This window comes from Micromonospora sp. NPDC050784 (assembly GCF_044456765.1).
GTDB classification, from domain to species: Bacteria; Actinomycetota; Actinomycetes; order Mycobacteriales; family Micromonosporaceae; genus Micromonospora; species Micromonospora foliorum.
The window spans coordinates 22051-39027 of the sequence record NZ_JBITGG010000019.1 but is presented as its reverse complement, the minus strand read 5'-3'; the positions used below and the strand labels follow the sequence as shown (position 1 = coordinate 39027).

General features: G+C 72.3%; 16 protein-coding genes. 9 read left to right on the top strand and 7 right to left on the bottom strand.

Annotated features, from left to right (window positions below; genetic code table 11):
- The first annotated feature begins 114 nt into the window (after window positions 1-114).
- The 6 genes from ACIBD9_RS24175 (at window position 115) to ACIBD9_RS24150 (ending at window position 7982) form a co-directional block, all read left to right on the top strand.
- Window positions 115-1083: a DUF5715 family protein gene (locus tag ACIBD9_RS24175; RefSeq protein ID WP_396721069.1), complete on the top strand. Its 969-nt coding sequence runs from the start codon at window positions 115-117 to the stop codon at window positions 1081-1083.
- Between the two features lie 4 nt (window positions 1084-1087).
- On the top strand, window positions 1088-2677 hold the full coding sequence (locus tag ACIBD9_RS24170; protein ID WP_396721067.1) for an asparagine synthetase B family protein: 1590 nt from the start codon (window positions 1088-1090) through the stop codon (window positions 2675-2677).
- Window positions 2678-3018: 341 nt separating this feature from the next.
- Window positions 3019-5646: a fibronectin type III domain-containing protein gene (locus tag ACIBD9_RS24165; protein WP_396721065.1), complete on the top strand. Its 2628-nt coding sequence runs from the start codon at window positions 3019-3021 to the stop codon at window positions 5644-5646.
- A 65-nt stretch (window positions 5647-5711) separates the two neighbouring features.
- Window positions 5712-6590: a hypothetical protein gene (locus ACIBD9_RS24160; protein WP_396721064.1), complete on the top strand. Its 879-nt coding sequence runs from the start codon at window positions 5712-5714 to the stop codon at window positions 6588-6590.
- Complete coding sequence (locus ACIBD9_RS24155) at window positions 6587-7528, top strand: nucleotidyltransferase family protein (protein ID WP_396721062.1); 942 nt, start codon at window positions 6587-6589, stop codon at window positions 7526-7528. The genes ACIBD9_RS24160 and ACIBD9_RS24155 overlap by 4 nt, the downstream gene beginning before the upstream one ends.
- Window positions 7521-7982, top strand: a complete 462-nt coding sequence (locus ACIBD9_RS24150; protein WP_396721060.1) for a lasso peptide biosynthesis B2 protein — start codon at window positions 7521-7523, stop codon at window positions 7980-7982. Before ACIBD9_RS24155 ends, ACIBD9_RS24150 begins: the two co-directional genes overlap by 8 nt.
- On the opposite strand, the gene ACIBD9_RS24145 is transcribed toward ACIBD9_RS24150, so the two are convergent.
- The 7 genes from ACIBD9_RS24145 to ACIBD9_RS24115 form a co-directional block, all read right to left on the bottom strand.
- The gene (locus ACIBD9_RS24145; RefSeq protein WP_396721058.1) at window positions 7970-8251 is read right to left on the bottom strand and encodes a PqqD family protein; all 282 of its coding nucleotides are present in this window, start codon (window positions 8249-8251) and stop codon (window positions 7970-7972) included. The genes ACIBD9_RS24150 and ACIBD9_RS24145 overlap by 13 nt on opposite strands.
- Window positions 8248-9444 carry an asparagine synthase-related protein gene (locus ACIBD9_RS24140; protein ID WP_396721056.1) on the bottom strand — a complete coding sequence of 399 codons (1197 nt, stop codon included), beginning with the start codon at window positions 9442-9444 and terminating at the stop codon, window positions 8248-8250. The genes ACIBD9_RS24145 and ACIBD9_RS24140 overlap by 4 nt, the downstream gene beginning before the upstream one ends.
- 1 nt (window position 9445) lies before the next feature.
- Complete coding sequence (locus ACIBD9_RS24135; protein ID WP_396721055.1) at window positions 9446-10312, bottom strand: ABC transporter permease; 867 nt, start codon at window positions 10310-10312, stop codon at window positions 9446-9448.
- Window positions 10309-10923 (bottom strand): ATP-binding cassette domain-containing protein, encoded by a 615-nt coding sequence (locus ACIBD9_RS24130; protein ID WP_396721053.1) that lies wholly within the window; start codon window positions 10921-10923, stop codon window positions 10309-10311. The genes ACIBD9_RS24135 and ACIBD9_RS24130 overlap by 4 nt, the downstream gene beginning before the upstream one ends.
- Window positions 10924-10950: 27 nt before the next feature.
- Window positions 10951-11106 carry a lasso RiPP family leader peptide-containing protein gene (locus ACIBD9_RS24125; protein ID WP_396721051.1) on the bottom strand — a complete coding sequence of 52 codons (156 nt, stop codon included), beginning with the start codon at window positions 11104-11106 and terminating at the stop codon, window positions 10951-10953.
- 162 nt (window positions 11107-11268) lie between these two features.
- Window positions 11269-12480 carry an SLC13 family permease gene (locus ACIBD9_RS24120; RefSeq protein WP_396721049.1) on the bottom strand — a complete coding sequence of 404 codons (1212 nt, stop codon included), beginning with the start codon at window positions 12478-12480 and terminating at the stop codon, window positions 11269-11271.
- A gap of 170 nt (window positions 12481-12650) precedes the next feature.
- Entirely contained in the window at window positions 12651-14096 is a 1446-nt protein-coding gene (locus ACIBD9_RS24115; protein WP_396721047.1) for an LVIVD repeat-containing protein, read from the bottom strand.
- Between the two features lie 139 nt (window positions 14097-14235).
- Here ACIBD9_RS24115 and ACIBD9_RS24110 point away from each other — a divergent pair, with 139 nt between their 5' ends.
- From ACIBD9_RS24110 to ACIBD9_RS24100, 3 genes are read left to right on the top strand one after another with little or no spacing between them, the layout of a single operon-like run.
- Window positions 14236-14943, top strand: coding sequence for a DUF305 domain-containing protein (locus ACIBD9_RS24110; RefSeq protein WP_396721046.1), 708 nt, complete (start codon window positions 14236-14238; stop codon window positions 14941-14943).
- Window positions 14944-14990: 47 nt separating this feature from the next.
- The gene (locus ACIBD9_RS24105; RefSeq protein WP_396721044.1) at window positions 14991-16211 is read left to right on the top strand and encodes a sensor histidine kinase; all 1221 of its coding nucleotides are present in this window, start codon (window positions 14991-14993) and stop codon (window positions 16209-16211) included.
- Window positions 16208-16873, top strand: a complete 666-nt coding sequence (locus ACIBD9_RS24100) for a response regulator transcription factor (protein ID WP_124815676.1) — start codon at window positions 16208-16210, stop codon at window positions 16871-16873. The genes ACIBD9_RS24105 and ACIBD9_RS24100 overlap by 4 nt, the downstream gene beginning before the upstream one ends.
- Window positions 16874-16977: the final 104 nt, after the last annotated feature.

The following is a 16977-nucleotide window of genomic DNA, read 5'->3' as shown; positions in this document are numbered from 1 at the left end:
CCACGCTCCGTTCGGGGGGAATAGGAGGAATGTTCGGTCCGTTCCCTTCCCGATGATTACGGTGTGTTTCAGGGCGAGTCACCCAGCGCCGTGACCGGAGAAAGGGACCCCGTCATGCGAGTGCCCAGCCGTAGCCCGGGACAGCAGCCCGGTTCGCCTGCGTCGCCCACCGCTCCGGCCCGCCGTCGACCCTCCGGCACAACCCCCCGCCGTGTTCCCGCCCCCGCGCCCGACCTGGCCGCGTACCGGGCCGCCGTCGCCGAACTGCTGGTCGAGGTCGGGGCGTTGGCCGACGCGGCCAGCACCCGGGCCCGGCAGGTGCTCATCGACGAGCGGCTGCGGGAGCCGGCACTCGCGGCAGTCCTCGACGCCACCCCGCAGGGGCTGATCGGCGCGCGCGAGACGCTGCTGCTGGAGATGGCCCGCTACCAGCCGAACGACCGCACCTCGGCGCGTGACCTCGGCGCGCTGGTCCGGATCTACCTGCTCTCCCGCATCGACGTGCTGTGGTGGCAGGACGCGCCGACCTTCGTCACCGACGACCAGGTCAACGGCAGCGCCGAGCTGGTCGACCTGGAGTGGCTGCGCCGCCGTGACCTGCTGCGCTTCCGCTACCAGGAGCAGCCCGCCACGATGCTGGGCCGGGCCGCGCGCGGGCTGCGTCGCCGGCTGCGACCCGACTCCACCCCGCACACCGCGGGCCTGCTGTTCCGCCGCGCCCGGCGCGAGGTGGTGGCGCTGCTCAACGACATCGGACGGGAGTTCACCGCCGTCGCGCCGACGGCCACCCCGCCGCTGTGGGTGACCAGCCTGGTCCGCAGCGCCGAGCACCAGTACCGGCTGCGCCGCCTGGGCTACGCGGCGATGCTGCCCAGCGGGCACTGCCTCGGCTACTCCGTCGACGTCGAGCTGGCCTGGTTCGAGCGTTTCGGCGCGCGGGACGCCCTGGCGGAGCTGCTGCTGAGCCGGCAGGAGGCCGGCGAGCTGAACGTGATCGACGAGGGACAGGCCTGGCACCTGTGTCTCGCGCCCACCGCCCGGCGTCGACTGCGCCGGGCGTACGAGGCCGAGATGGGGGTCTGAGCCGGTGTGCGGCATCGCGTTGAGCATCGGGCCCGAGGCCGACCCGGCGACCTTCCGGCGGATGCTCGCCGTCCTGGCCCCGCGCGGTGAGGTCACCGAGACCCGTTCCGAGAACGGGCTGCTCGCCGGCACCCGCCGGCTGCGGGTCGTCGACCGGGACCGGGCCGTGCAGCCGTGGACCTCGACCGACGAGCGGTGGCTGCTCTGCTTCAACGGCGAGATCTTCAACTACCGCGAGTTGCGGGCGCAGCTGACCCGCCTGGGGCAGGCCTTCCGTACCGAGAGCGACACCGAGGTGCTGCTCGCCGCGTTCCACCAGTGGGGCGAGGCGGCGGTGACCCGGCTCCGCGGTGAGTACGCCTTCGCGGTCGTCGAGCGGGCCACCGGCCGGGCGTACCTGGCCCGCGACCCGCTCGGGGTCAAGCCGCTGTACTGGTCCCGTCGGCCCGGCTGCCTGCACCTCGCCTCCGAGGTCAAGGCGCTCGTCGGGCACGGCGCCCCGATCGCCGAGGTGCCGCCCGGGCACCACGGCTGGGCGGACGCGGACGGGCACGTACGACTGAGCCCGTACGTGGACCTGCTCACCATCGGCGACGGCCTACCGGTCATCGACGACCCGGACGAGGCCGCGCTGCTGGTCCGCGCCGCGCTCAGCGACGCGATCCGGATGCGGGTGGAGACCGACCTGACCGTCGGGGTGGTGCTCTCCGGTGGCCTGGACAGCTCGCTGACCCTGCGGCAGGTGCGCGACATCCACCCGGATTGCGTCGCGGTGACCGTCGGCGTGGCGGACAGCCCCGACGTGGCGTACGCCCGGCGGCTCGCCGCCGACCTCGACGTGCCGCACGTGGTGGTCGAGCTGCGTCCGCGCGACATCCGGCTCGCCGACGTCCGGGAGGCCATCCGGATCTCCGAGCTGACCGAGTACGGCGACATCATCAACGCGGTCGTCTCGGTGCCGATCTTCCGGCGACTCCGCGACCTGGGCATCAAGGTGGTGCTGACCGGTGACGGCTCCGACGAGCTGTTCGGCGGCTACCCGATGTACCACCAGGTCGACCCGACCGCGGCCCGCAGGCTGTTCCTGCACCGGATCCGCAACCTGTGCCGCACCGAGTTGCAGCGGGTCGACCGGGCCGCCATGGCGCACGGCGTGGAGGCCCGGGTGCCGTTCCTCGACCTCAGCGTGGTGGAGCTGGCGATGCGGCTGCCGGTCGATCTGAAGCTGCGCCACGGGCAGGAGAAGTGGATCGTCCGGCGGGCGTTCGCCGACGTGCTGCCCGACTACATCCTCCGCCGTGCGAAGAACCCGATGTCGTACTCGTCGGGGTTGCACGAGCGGGTGCGGCTGTACAAGCCGCTCTTCGCCCGGCTGCACCGCTCGTTCGGCTACGACCTTCAGGAGCCGGTGCGTCGCGACTTCGACACCGTCCTGAGCCGCTGCGGCAACGACCTGGACCGGGCCATCGCCGACGGGCAGACCCGACCCGACTACACCGTCCTGGAGCACGCCCGCGACCTCGTCGGCGCGGCCAAGTGGAACGCGGCTCCGATGGTCCGCCGGCTGGTCGGCCCGCGCCCGGCCCGCCGCTGACCACCGGCACGACCACAGTCGGCTTCCGGACAGCCCCCGCCCACGAGAAGAAATTCCCATCCCCCCATATACCTTCTGACCTGGGATAACTGGTAGATGTAGATAGAGCATCGTCGCTCAATACGTGAAAGCGATTCTGTGAGCGACGGTCGGATTTCCGCCAGTCGCCCTGCGGCCGGAGGCATCAGGCGAGTGGCCCAGGACTATCAGCCGGTCGCCCGTCTCCTTCCTCCACCCGCGGTGGTCCTCATCCCCGGAAGAGGGAGAAAACATCCATGTCTCCAGTGCTCCGTGCCCGTCCACGGGCCGTCATGGCATGCGCCGCAATCCTGGCGCTGATCATGAGCCTGCTGATCACGCCCACGACGGCCTCGGCCCGCGCCCCGAGTCGTACCCCCACACCCGTGGCGGCGCCGGTGACAGCGCCGGCCGTCACCATGGAGCGCGTCGCCCAGGCGGCCATCCCGGCGCAGCCACCGTCCGCCCCGGCCAAGCCGAAGGCATCCTGGCGTGCCGGTACGGCAACCGTGACGTGGAAGGCGCCGGCCAATCGCGGTTCCGCCCTCACCGGCTACGTGGTCACCGCCTACCGCAACGGTAAGAAGGCGAAGACGGTCACCTTCGACGAGTCGAAGACCACCCAGAAGATCGAGGGTCTGACCGCCAAGGGCACCTACACCTTCACCGTCGCCGCGAAGAACGCGGAGGGGACCGGCCCGGCCAGCAAGCCCTCAGCGGGCGCCAAGATCATGGCGTTGCCGGGCGCGCCCACCATCACCGCGGTCACCGCCGACACCGCCACCGCCCTGCTGAGCTGGACGCCCGGCCCCAACGGCGGCTCACCGATCACCAACTACATCGTCACACCCTGGGTCGGCGGGATTCGTCAGCCCGCGCAGACATTCGGGTCGTCCACCGTTAACACCGTCACCGGGCTGACCCCCACCACCACCTACCGGTTCACGGTGGCCGCCCGCACCGCCGAGGGCACCGGCCCCGAATCCGCGCTGTCCGATTCGGTGACCGCGAACCTGTCGCCCACGCTGCTGTTCGACCACCCTGCCGAGGCGACCGTCGGGATCGCGTACGTCGCCACCCTGAACGTCACCCACGGGGTGCCGCCGTATGTCTGGAGCGTCGACTCGGGCACTCTGCCGCCCGGTCTCCTGCTCAACCCGGTCACCAACGGCATCTCGGGCGTCCCGACCACCGCAGGGGTCTATCCCGTGGTGGTCCGCGTGAACGACTCGAACGGCCAGACCGGCACCCGCCTGATCAATTTGGTGGTCAACAAGGCGCCCGTCCTGAGCTTCCCGCCGCCACCGCTGGGCGAGGTCAATGCTCCCTACGCGGAGCAGCTCAACGTGATCGGCGGCACCGCGCCGTTCACCTGGTCGCTGGCCACGGGCGCACTGCCGCCCGGGTTGACCCTCGACTCGGCCAGCGGTCTGCTGTCCGGCCGGCCGACCCAGGTGGGTGCCTACCCGGCGACGGTCCGGGTGACCGACGCCAACGGCCAAACTGCCACCCGGGCGATCCGCATCCTGGTCCAGGCGGCCAGCGTGGCCACCCTGACCGCGTCGACGAACGTCACCACCTTCGGCACGCCGGTGCACTTCGAGGTCGTCGTCGGCCCGGGTGTCGCGGAGGGGAGCGTCACCCTGATCGACGAGCTGCCCAACGGGGTGGAGACCCCGCTCGGTACCTTCCCCGTGGTGCTCAACACAGCTTCCTTCGATCTATACGTGCCGGCGTTCGGGCACAATCGATTCCGGGCGCAGTACGACGGGACCGCTCCGCTGGGTGAAGCGGTGTCCAACGAGGTCACTATCGAGGTCTCGGCGGCGCCCCGACAGGTGGTCATCGACCAGTTCGCACAGTCCGGCATCAGCGGCCTCACCGACCAGTTCGTCTCGGTGGTCAACAGCACCTCGATCAACCTGCCGATTGCCGGTTTCAAGGTCGAGGCGCCGGGCGGCTTGTCCGTTACCATCCCGGGCTCGGCGCGGCCGTTGGCGCCCCGACGGGGCTATCTGATCGCGGCAGCCAACTATTCGCTGTACAACATCCAACCCGACCTCATCGTCCCCAGCCTCGGCCAGGGTGGGCTACGGCTGGTCGCCCCGGACGCGGCGAGCACGATCACCGACCGGGCGGGCTCGACGCCGGGCTTCTCCGAGGGCCCGCCACTGCCCGCCTTCAACGCCCCGCCGTTCGTCCCCCACGCCTGGAACCGACTCCGGGTCGCCAGCAACCTCCAGGACACCGCCAACAACGTGGCCGACTTCCGGCTGGTCGCCACCGTGCTCGGGCCGATCAACGGGGTCCCGTCCACGCTTGGCAGCCCGTCCCCACAGAACACCCTCGGCACCTACCAGCAGAACGCCTCCCTCCAGTCGACGTTGTTCGACCCGAACGTGGCCGTGTCGGCCGCTCCCAACCGGGTTCGCACCGGGAACAGCCTGGTGATCCGGCGGACCCTGACCAACCGGTCCAACGCCGCCATCACTCAGGCCCGGATCCGGATCACCTCACTGAGCGCGGAGAACGGAGCGCCGTACCCCGGTGCTCCGTCGCCGGTGGTGCACTCCAACCTCCGGCTGGTCAACCCGGTCAACCCGACCACGCCGATCATCATCAGTGACGGTCGGACGCTCCTGTCCCGGAATCTGTCCATGGATTCACCGGCGACCACCCCGCCAGGTGGTGGGCTGGGCACGACGCTGACGATTCCGTTCGACCTGGGTGGTCTGGCTCCGGGTGCGTCGATCCACATCGCGTTGACCTTCGCGGTGGACACACCCGGATCGTGGTGGGTGGCGTACGACGTGGACGCGATCGGCGGGGGAGTCGTCCCCACCGTCGCGGCGTCCGCGAAGGGTGCCAAGGCGACGAAGCAGCGCGCGGCGGACGCCAAGCGGCTGGCGGAGTCGCGCAGGTTGAGCGTCGACAGCGGCACTCTGCGCTGACGCTCGTCGCTCAAGGGTGCGGGTGGCGCGTCACCACGAGCGCCACCCGCACCGTGCCGCTGTCCATGATCGTTGAGCAGTCGATGAGCGGGGAGACCATGTCGACACCCGGACGAGGCGTCTACGGGCTGAGGGTGCACGGCCTGGACAAGGTGTCCGAGTTGCTGCCGGCCGAGGGTGCCGCGCTCGGGTGGCCCACCGTGCGGGTCCGCCAACTCGACGCGCCGCCACCGCCGCCGGTGCCGCTCGACAACCAACGGGGCACCCGGGTCCTCGCCGACGGGCGGACCCTCGCCCTCGACCGGCTGGAGGGCACCGCCACCTTCTATGGCCCTGCGCTCACCCCGGACGTGCTGGCCCACCCGTACCTCGCGCCGGTGGCGACGACCGTCAACCGGTGGGCCGGGCGGGAAGCGTTCCACAGTGGAGGCTTCGTCCTCGCCGGTCGGGCCTGGGCGCTGCTTGGCCCGCGTACCGCGGGCAAGAGCAGCCTGCTCGCCGCCCTGGCCGCCCGGGGCGTGCCGATCCTGACCGACGACATCCTGGTCGTCGATGGCGCCGAAGCGTTCGCCGGACCCCGTTGCGTCGACCTGCGGCGGCCCGTGCCGGGCGTGGCGCTGCCCACCTGGCCGGTCCGGGCCGGCGACCGGCTGCGCGTCGGGCTGCCCCCGATCCAGCCCCGCGTCCCACTGGGCGGCTGGCTCTTCCTGCACTGGGGTGAAGCGGTCACCCTGACCCGACTGTCCGGGACCGCCCTGCTGGCCCGGCTTGCCGGGCAACGGTCCTTCGGTCAGTTGCGCTCCGATCCAGCCGCGCTGCTGTCGATCGCCGCCCTGCCGGCGTGGGACCTGACCCGCCCGCGCGACTGGGCCGCTCTCGACCACACCCATCGGCTGCTCGCCGACACCATTCTCGCCGGCCAGACCGTGGGGGCGCCCCGGTGACCGCGCTGCCGCAGGCGATCCGCTGCCTCAACCTCGACAGGGCCGCCGTGACCGTGAGCGCGGCGCTGGCCGAGCGGGGCATCGAAGCCATCCTGCTCAAGGGCGCCGGCCTGGCCCAGCGGCTGGGCCAGGAGCGGCACCGGGTCTACACCGACGTCGACCTGCTCGTCGCCCCCGCGACGTTCGATCGGGCCCAGCGGGCGCTTGCTGACCTGGGCTGCCGCAGCGCACTCCCGGAGGGACGCCCCGACCGCCGGTCGCAGTGGTACGAGCGACCCTGGCGGCTGCCCGGCGCGCTGCCACTCACCGTCGACCTGCACCGGGGGTTCCACGGAGTGGCCGACCCCGAGGCGCTGTGGACCGCGCTGGCCGGCTCGACAGAGCGCATCGCGTTGGCCGGCGGCACCGTCGCCGTACCGGACGAGGCGGGAACCGCACTGCTGGTGGCGCTGCACGCCGCCGCGCCGGGGCGGTCCGACCGGCCACGCACCGATCTGTTGCGGGCCCTGGACGTCTTTCCCGCCGACGTCTGGCGGGCCGCGGCCACCCTGGCCGCACGGACCGGCGCCGTCCCGTCGTACGCGCTCGGCCTGAGCCTGGCACCGGCCGGCGCGGCGCTGGGTGCGGCGCTGGGCCTGCCCCGGGTCAGCCCGGCGGCGGTGTGGCTTCGGGCCCACCGAGCATCACCCGAGGCAGTGGTGATGGCCGAGCTCGCCGAGTTGCCGACCCTGCGCGGTCGGTTGCGCCACCTCGGTCCGCGAGTGTTCCCGACGTCGGCGTCGATGCGGCACGGCAGCCGGGTGGCCCGCCACGGCCCGATCGGGCTGCTGCTGGCGTACCTGGCCCGGCTGGCCCGCAAGGCCGGGCGGCTCCCGGCCGCGTTGGCCGAGCTGCGCGGCGCGGAGCGCCTTCGGCAGCAGGGGAGCGGCGGTGACTAACGGCAGCAGGGCACCCACGGCGGCCGGTCGGACGGGATCACCGCTGCGCGCCGTGGTGCGCCTGGTCCGGCGGGGCGGGCTGTCGGCGGTGTGGACCGCACTGTGGACGGCCCGCGCGGTGCGCTCGGTTCGCCGCCAGCTCACCCGGGGCGACCTGGCGTCCGTTCGGCTGCCGGCCGCACCGCCCGGCGCGGCGGCCCACCGTCAGGTCGTGCTCGGCGTGCTGCGCCGCACCGAAGCCAACTGCCTGCAACGGTCGCTCGTGCTGCAACGCTGGTACGCCGGCCAGCGGATCAGCCGCGCCGTGGTGATCGGTGTAACACCGCCCAGCACCGGCTTCCACGCCCATGCCTGGCTGGACGGCGAGACCGACGCCGAGCGGGAGGAGATGACGGAGATCCTGCGTCGCCCGACGCCCGAGCACTGGCTGGCGGGGCCGGGTCAGGTGCGCTGAAGCAGCAGCCCGTGCCCGCGCAGATCGTCCAGGAAGGCGGCCACGTCGGCACGGGCCCGCTCCCGGTCCACCGCGGTGGCGTCCACCAGCGTGCTGACCAGCTCGGTGCTGGTGGCGCCGGCCACCAGACGCTGCCAGAGCAGCGCGCCGGAGGACGCCAACCCGAAGTAGACGGAGTTCCCGGTGTCCAGCACGACCACCTCGTCGCCGGCCACCCGCCAGGCCACTCGATCCGGGTCGACCCGATGCACGATCTCCTGCTGCGTCACGACCTGACCTCCACGTCGGTGTCGGGACCCGCCGAACGAACCGGGCGGGTCAGTGGACCGGTCAGCCGGTTGGGCTGGCCGGCCTCGGTGGCGCCGCCCGGGTTCGTGGCCAGCCAGAGCTGTTGCACCAGGCTGGCAGTGCCCCCGGGGATCGGCCAGCGGGCCCACAGGGCGCGCAGCGCGTTCGGGTCCACCAGATCCGCGTCGGCGCCGGTGCCGTCCCAGGAGCGCACGAACTCCCGCGTGGGCTCCCGGAGAAACACCTCACGGAACCGGGCCTTCCGGCGCGGCGCGGTGACTACGGCCGGCAGGGCATCCCGGACGATCTCCGCGAGCAGCTCGTCCCGGCTGACACCCCGGCGATAGCCGCGGTGCAGCGCCAGTGCGGCCAGAAATCTCTCGTCGAGCAGCGGTTGGATAGCCGTGGCCTGATGATCACCGGCCAGGGCGGCCAGCGCCGAGCAGGTCATCTTCAGGTCCCGGCGCCGGGTGTGCCAGGCGATCCGCTGCCGCAGCCGGCGCGGCTCGGCGCGCTCCTCCGCGCGGAACGCCTGGTGCACACTCCGGGCCACCTCCGGGCGCAGCCAGCCGAACAACTCGGTCGGCCGCCGCCGGGCACGCACCGTGTGCCGCAGCCACGAGAGGCGGGCACGAAGCGATGTGGCTGGTGAGCGGCGCCACCCAGCCAGTACCTGGTCACCGCCCCCACCGGTGAGCAGCGAGCCACCGGTGGCCAGTTCGGCGAGGGGCAGGTGCAGGTGCAGGTTGACCGGATGGACCACCCCGTACCGGCGCAGCAGCCGGCGGGCCACCGGCCCGACCAGATCCAGCTCGTCGTCGGCCCGCAGGATCTGCCACGACCCGCCGACCCGTAACGCTCGGATCACCCGATCCTGCCAGTCCGACTCGTCGGCCCGGGGCGCCCCGGTGAACCGCCAGGTGACCGGCACCGGGTCCGGCAGCCCTTCCCGGCGAGCGGCCCGGACGGCCACCGCCAGGACCAGCGACGAGTCCAATCCGCCGGAAAAGCTGACCACGCACGGCGGCCGGGACAGACCGGCGAGCATCGCGGCGTCGAGCGCGCCGAGTGGGTCGGGCAGACCGGTCGGCAGGTGCTGGCGCGGTGCCGGCGGGTCGACGCCCAGCACCGTTCCGGTGCAGATGTCGAACGAGGTAGGGCGGAGCACGGTCACCTCAATCCCGCTTCAGGACGCCGCGGCGGGCGGCGATCCGCAGCGCCCGACCGAACGCCCAGCTTGACGCCGGCAGCAACAGCGCGGTGGTCGCGAGCAGCGCGCTGGCCGTCCCGGCCCACTCTCCGCCGGCCAGCGCGGACCGCAGCCCGTCCAGGGCGATCCGGCTGGGCAGCACCATGGTCAGCTCGGGCACCGGGCTGGGCAGCTCGGAGACCGGGAAGTACGTGCCGGAGACGAAGGCGAGCCCGACGACGAAGAGTCGAGCGGCACCGTCGCCGTGCCCGACAGCGACGGTGAACGCTGCCAGGGCGATGCCGACGCCCATCATGGCCGCGGTGCCGGCGACCAGCACCACCAGCACGCCCCACCAGTCGGCATCCTCGGTACGCAGGCCGAGCACGGTGCCGAGGATCGCCAGGTAGACGCCGGAGCGCAGCAGGACGAACAGGAACGGGTAGCCGGCGGTCCCGATGGCCAGCGCCGAGACCGGGACGGGTTGGGCGGCCAGTAACTCCAGCGTCCCACTGCGCTGTTCCCGGATCACCCGACTGGTCAACTGTGTGCTGGCCGCCTGCAGGACGAGCAGGAAGGTGATGCCGACCGCCACGAAGTCGAAGTAGCTGGGCGAGCGGGCAAGGTCGGTGCCGGCGGACGGGGTCAACACCCGTGAGATGAACAGGAAGACGACCAGGTTCACCACCCCGAACGCCAGGTCCAGCAGGAGGGGGAGCCGGAACTGCTGCGGGTCGCCGAGGTCACGGCGGACCAGGGCGAGGACCATGCCGAGCGCGGTGGCCCGGCCCGCTCTGCCGGCCCGGCGGTCGGTGGCGCGGCTGGCGGTCGCGGCCGAGGCGGTCGGCGTCATGGCGCCACCGCGAGCGTCACGGCGGAATCGCACCGGCGCCGGTCGTCGGCGTGGTGTGACGCGATCACGCAGGTCAGCTCGGGTCGTCGGTCCAGGGCCTCCCACAGCAGCAGCCGTGCCCTGTCGTCCAGCGACCGGCCAGGCTCGTCGAGCAGCAGCAGAGCGGGCGCGGCCACGAGGGATCGCGCGATGCTCACCCGTGCCCGCATCCCCGCCGAGCAGCGTTCCATCGGCAGGGTGGCATAGCCGGTCAGGTCGAGCTCCTGCTCCATCGTGGCGACAGCCGGGGCGACGGCTCGGCGCGGCAGGCGGAGCCGGGCGATGAGAGCCAGGTTCTCCCGTGCCGACAGCTTCTCGTAGAGGCCCTGCTCCGGGGCGAGGCAGACGCCGGTCAGGCGGCGGGCGGGTAGCGAGCCGACCGGGTGGCCGCCGACGGTGGCCTGCCCGGCGCTGAGAGTCAGCGTGCCGGACAGGCACCGCAGAAGAGTGGTCTTGCCGGATCCGTTGCTGCCGCCCAGAAAGAGGCGGGCACCCACCGGGACGTCGAGGTCGAGGTCGGCGAAAATCACCCGACGGCCGAACCGACGCTGGGCCCGACGGATCGCCAGCATCGGCGGTGATCCCACTGGTGAGGCCGGTCAGAGCGAGCCGTCGCCCCCGCCGCCGAGGCCGTCGTCGGGGCCCACCGTGCCGCCCTTGGTCAGTTCGGCGAGGGTGCCCAGGCGTTGGATCGTCGGCGGCCGATAGTCCGGGACGGTCGTCTCTGCTGTGTCCAGCTCGCGATGCGAAATCATCGGTTCTCCCCTGCTCATATCGGTGTCTTGGCCAGCATAAGCGGTCATCTACCCCGGCTTGGCTATAACACGACGTGTAGGTTTAAACTCGCAGAAGTCCGAAATTCATTCGACCGGTGTGTGGCTCGGCGGCGTGTGGCCGGGTCCTGGAGCGCGCGGTGCTCAGGTCACCAGCAGCAGCGCGCCGACCGCGGTGAGCGTCGCGGTGACCGCGAGCAGGGTGCTGGTCAGCACGAACCGGGTCACCGGCACCGCCACCCCGGCCGCTCGGCAGCGCTCGAACCACAGCAGGGTGGCCAGCGACGCCCAGGGGGCGGCCAGCGGGCCGACGTTGGTACCGATCAGCAGGGCCAGCAGGCGGGTGTGGTCACCGGTCGGCAGCACCGACTCACCGGCCAGGTAGGCGGGCAGGTTGTTCACCGCATTGGCGAGCAGGGCTCCGGTGCCGCCGGCGCGCAGGGCGCCCAGCGCGCCACCGTCGGCGCCGAGCAGGGCGCCGACCAGGTCGTCCAGCCCGTGCCGGCCGAGGGTCTGCACCACCAGGAACAGGCCGGTGACGAAGAACAGCAGGCGCACCGGGACCAGCCCCGGGCGCAGCGTGGCGGGGGAGCGGACGAGGAACCCGACCAACACCAGCGCGACCGCGACGGTGGAGGCGAGCCCGATCTCCACGCCGGCGAGGATGCCGGCGACGAAGAGCAGGCAACCGACGAGCGCCGTGCGGTGCAGCACCGGGTCGGCCGGCACGTGTCGGGTCGGCGGGACGAAACGCCCACCGGCCGGCCGCTCCCGCCGCCACCACCCGAACCAGAGCAGGGCCATGGTGACCGTCACGGCGGCGAGCTGCGGCAACGCCATTCGGTCCGCGTACGCCAGGGGCGCCAGCCCGACCCGGTCGGCGGCGAGCAGATTGGTCAGGTTGGAGACCGGCAGCAGCAGGCTCGCGGTGTTCGCCAGCCAGACCGTGGTGACGGCGAGCGGGGCGGCGGGGATCCGCAGGTTCCGGGCCAGTGCGAGCAATACCGGGGTGAGCAGCACGGCGGTGGTGTCGAGGTTGAGCACGAGGGTGGTCAGCGTGGCGAGACCGCCGCAGAGCAGGAACAGCAGGGCCCAACTGCCCCGGGAGGCTATGGCCAGTCGGCTGGCCAGCACGTCGAAGACACCGGCCACGGCGGTCAGCTCGGCGAGCACGATCACGGTGCCGAGGAACAGCAGCAGCGGCAGGATGCGGTGCAGGGTGGCGGTGGTCTCCGCGCGGGGGAGCAGCCCACTCAGCGCGCAGGCCGCCCCGACCACGGCGAGGACACCCGCCACCAGGTCCAGCGGGTGGGGCCGCCAGCGCGTGGTCGGTTCGGGAGGGGCGGCGAGGGTCACGTCTGATCACGTTGGCACAGCGTCTGGCCAGCCGGTTCGCAACCCCCGTCCTGGTGACGGGCCCCACCGTGCCCGCCCCGACCGTGCCCGCCCCCGACGAGCCTGGCGTCGCAACGGGCCGGGCCCGGCCCCCGAAGATCGGAGGCCGGGCCCGGCGTCGTGTGCGGTGCCTACCAGCCCAGGTAGCTGGGCTGGGTCTGCACGTTGAGCTCCTGGTAGCGGGTCAGCTTGGCCGTCCAGGTGCGCCAGTCGTTCAGCTCCAGGACGTCCAGGCCCTTGACCATGTCGTTGGAGTAGATGTGGCCGTTGTAGTAGTACGCGGACCAGGTGCCACCGCCGACGAAGGTGTCGGCCGAGAGCGGACCGCGCTCCCAGAAGGCGATCTCCTTCGGGTTGGCCGAGTCGGTGAAGTCCCAGACCGAGATGCCACCCTGGTACCACGCCTGGACCATGATGTCCTTGCCGAGCACCGGGATCAGCGAGCCGTTGTGCGCCACGCAGTTCTCGGTGTCGGCGTTCGCCCGGGGGATCTTGTAGTAGCTGCGGAAGGTCATCGTCCGGGCGTCGCCGCGGCCGGCGATGTCGTAGATGGCGTCCGCGCCCCGGTTCGGGCCGACGGCCTCGTTGCAGGTCGCCGCCCCGCCACCACCCAGCTCGTCGGTGAAGATCACCTTGGTGCCGGAGTTGTTGAAGGTGGCCGAGTGCCAGAACGCGAAGTTGACCTCGTCCCGGACCCGGTTGATGACGCGGGGCGCCTCGCGGTTCTTGATGTCGAGCAGGATGCCGTCACCCATGCAGGCGCCGGCGGCCAGGTCCTTCGACGGGTAGGCGGTGATGTCGTGGCAACCGGTGGTCGCCGAGCCGGTCGGGCTGCCGGGGAAGCCGCCGTCCGGGAAGAGGTTTGGCGTCGCGACCACGGCCGCGTCGGTCGGCTTCTTCACCGGCACCTTGATGATGGAGATGGAGTCGTGCGGCGGCTGGCAGTCCGGGAATTCGGCCCGCGGGCTGTACGACGAGACGTACAGGTAGATGGCCTTGCGGTCCTTGCCCGGCACCAGGGTGTGGGTGTGTGAGCCGCAGGCCGTCTCGACGGACTTGATGTAGCGCGGGTTGGCCTTGTCCTTGATGTCGAAGACCTTGATGCCCTCCCACGAGCCCTTCACGTCGGCTCCCTGCGCGGTGCTGTTGCAGGAGTCGTCGCTGCGGGACGAGTCGGTGGAGAGGAAGAGCAGGTCACCGTGGACGGAGATGTCGTTCTGCGACCCCGGGCAGAGCACCCGGGCCTTGACCGTCGGGGCGCTGGGCCGCGAGATGTCGTAGATGACAAAGCCGTTGTAGTTACCGGCGAACGCGTACTTGCCCTGGAAGGCGATGTCGCTGTTGGTCGCGTCCAGTGGGGCGACCTTGGGCACGTTGGCGATCTGGCGCAGGTTGGGGCTGCTCACGATCTCGTCGACGCCGGGGATCGTGTTGGTGAGCGCGGGAGCAGGCGCCGCCTGCGGCAGCGCCTGGGCGTTGCTCGCCGGGGAGATGAGCACGCTGGCGACGAGGAGGCCGGTCGTGGCGAGCGCCACGACACGCAGTTGTCGTAACCGTGGCTTGTGGAGTCTGATCATCGGCGGGGGCCCTTCGCAAGGGGGAGACGATGGTTGACACGTTACAGTTCCGCGAAGAACGTCGATGTGAGCTGGTTCACATCACAGTGGCTTCTTCAATGGATAGCATCGCGGTGACCTCGACTCCAGGGAGTGGCCCATGACCAACCGGCGCGCACGAACCCTGGCGATCGTCACAGCGGCCCTCGTGGTGCCGCTGGTGGCGTTCCTCATGATCCGCCTCGGTGACGACGCCGGCACGGGCGCCGCGCAGCCGGTCTCCGCGCCCGCCACCTCCGCCCCGTCGCCGACGGCCAGCCCGGTCCCCACCGACCTGACCGTCATCGCGCCCGGCCGCCCCGGCGAGACGGCGGCCACCCGCGCGGCCCACGAGGTCCGCGACGCCGGCCCCGCCCCGCACAACTCGCTGGACGTCTGGTTCGTCCGGATGATGATCCCGCACCACGCGCAGGCCCTGGCGATGGCGGAGCTCGCCCCCGAGCGGGCCGCCGACCCTGTCGTCCGGGCCATCGCCGAGCGCATCCGGGCCAGCCAGGGGCCGGAGATGGGCATGATGCGCGGCTGGCTGCAGACCCGGGGCCTCCCGGCGGAGGTCCAGGGGCACGACCACGGCGCCATGCGCGGCATGCAGTCGCCCGAGGCGATGCGGCAGCTCGCCGCGACCCGTGGCGCGGACTTCGACAGGCTCTTCGTCCGGATGATGACCGAGCACCACCAGGGGGCCATCGAGATGGCCACCGACCTGCTCAAGGTCGGCTCCGACCTGACGCTCAACGAGTTCGCCAACTCCGTCGCCACCGAGCAGACCGTCGAGATCGACCGCATGCGTGAGGTCCTCGGCCGCTGAGCCCGAGCGCGGGGCGCGGGGGCCGAGCCTTCCGGCACGTACGCTGGGTGACCGTGAGACGCACCCTGTTCGGTCGCCCGCTGCGTGGCGTCGCCTTCGACGTGGCCGTCGCCGCCCTGGTGGTGCTCGTCTCCCTGGCCGCGGCGGTGAACCAGCCAGGCGGCTGGGCGGCCACTGCGGTCGGCCTGGGCATGTCGGTGGCGCTGCTGTTCCGCCGCACCCACCCGAGCGCGGTGACGGTGGCGGTCGCGGTACTTGCCCTGGTCCAGGTGATCGCCCGGTGGGGGCCGCTCATCTACGACGTGGCCGTCCTGATCGCGCTCTACAGCGTGGTGAAGTACGGCCGGCGGTTGCGCGACGGTGTGCTGGCCGGCGTGGTCGCGGCCGTCGGCGTGCTGTTGGCCGCCGCGCAGACCCCCAACGTCATCCAGTGGTGGGTCATGGCGCTGTGGTACGGGCTGGTCACCGGCGCGGTGTGGCTGGTCGCGTTGAACGTGCGCACCCGCCGGCTCTACGTGCTCAGCCTGGAGGAGCGCGCCACCACCCTGGAACGCGAGCGGGAGGCCGAGTCCCGGGCGGCGGTCGCCGAGGAGCGCACCCGGATCGCCCGTGAGCTGCACGACGTGGTTGCGCACAGCATGGCCGTGATGATCGTCCAGGCGGACGGGGCCCGGTTCATGCTCGACCGTGACCCCGCCCAGGCGCGTACCGCCGTCAAGGTGGTCGCGGACACCGGCCGGCAGGCGCTGGAGGAGATGCGCCGGCTCGTCGGCGTCCTGCGCGACGCCGGCCCGACCGGCGCGGACGGGGCCGACGGGCTGGCGGTGGCGGCCGATCCCGAGCACCGGCGCCTCGCCCTGGCCGAGTTGCCCGACCTGCTGGCCCGGTTCGACGACGCGGGCCTGCACGTCCGCAGCACCGTCACCGGTGAGCCACCGGCCCTGCCGCCGGGCCTGGAGCTGACCGTCTACCGGGTGGTGCAGGAGGCGCTGACCAACGCGCTCAAGCACGCCGGGGTCGGCGCCGGCGTCGAGGTCGTCCTGTCGTACACCGCCGAGGCCGTCGTGGTCCGGGTGGTCGACGACGGTCGCGGCCGCCCGCTGGTCAGCCCGGCGCCGTCCGGGGGTCACGGCCTGCTCGGCATGCGGGAGCGGGTGACGGTGTACGACGGCAGCCTCACCGCCGGTCCCCGGCTGGCCGGGGGCTGGCAGGTCGAGGTCCGGCTGCCGCTACCGTCAGAGCCGGCAACGGAGGTGATCGCGGCATGACGGTCCGGGTAGTGATCGTGGACGACCAGGCGCTGGTCCGCGCCGGGTTCCGGATGGTGCTGGACTCCCAGCCCGACCTGGAGGTCGTCGGGGAGGCGATCGACGGCGCGGACGCCCTGCGGGTGCTCGCCCGCACCGAGGCCGACGTCGTCGTCATGGACATCCGGATGCCCACCATGGACGGGGTGGAGGCGACCCGGCGGCTCTGCGCCGAGCGGCCCGCCGGCGGCCCCCGGGTGCTGGTGCTGACCACCTTCGACACCGAGGCGGATGCGTTCGCGGCGTTGCAGGCGGGGGCGAGTGGCTTCCTGCTCAAGAACGTCCCGCCGGAGGAGCTGCTCGCCGCGATCCGGGTGGTGGCCCAAGGCGACTCGGTGGTGGCTCCGTCGATCACCCGACGCCTCCTGGACCGGTTCGCCGGCCAGCTCGGTGCCGCCCCGAGCGCCGACCCCCGACTCGCGCAGCTCACCGAACGGGAGCGGGAGGTGCTGCTGCTGGTCGCCCAGGGGCTGTCCAACGCGGAGATCGCCGCCCGGGTGCACGTGGCCGAGGCGACGGTGAAGACCCACGTCGGGCGGATCCTGGCCAAGCTCCAGCTGCGCGACCGGGTTCAGGCGGTCGTCCTGGCGTACGAGAGCGGGCTGGTCACTCCCGGCGGATGACAGCGCGTACGACCTGGGTCGTAGCGGCTGGTGGGCGCACCACGACCCGGGGCGCACGCAGGTCGAGCGCGCAGGTGGAGATCGACAGACCGGTGCCGGCCCTA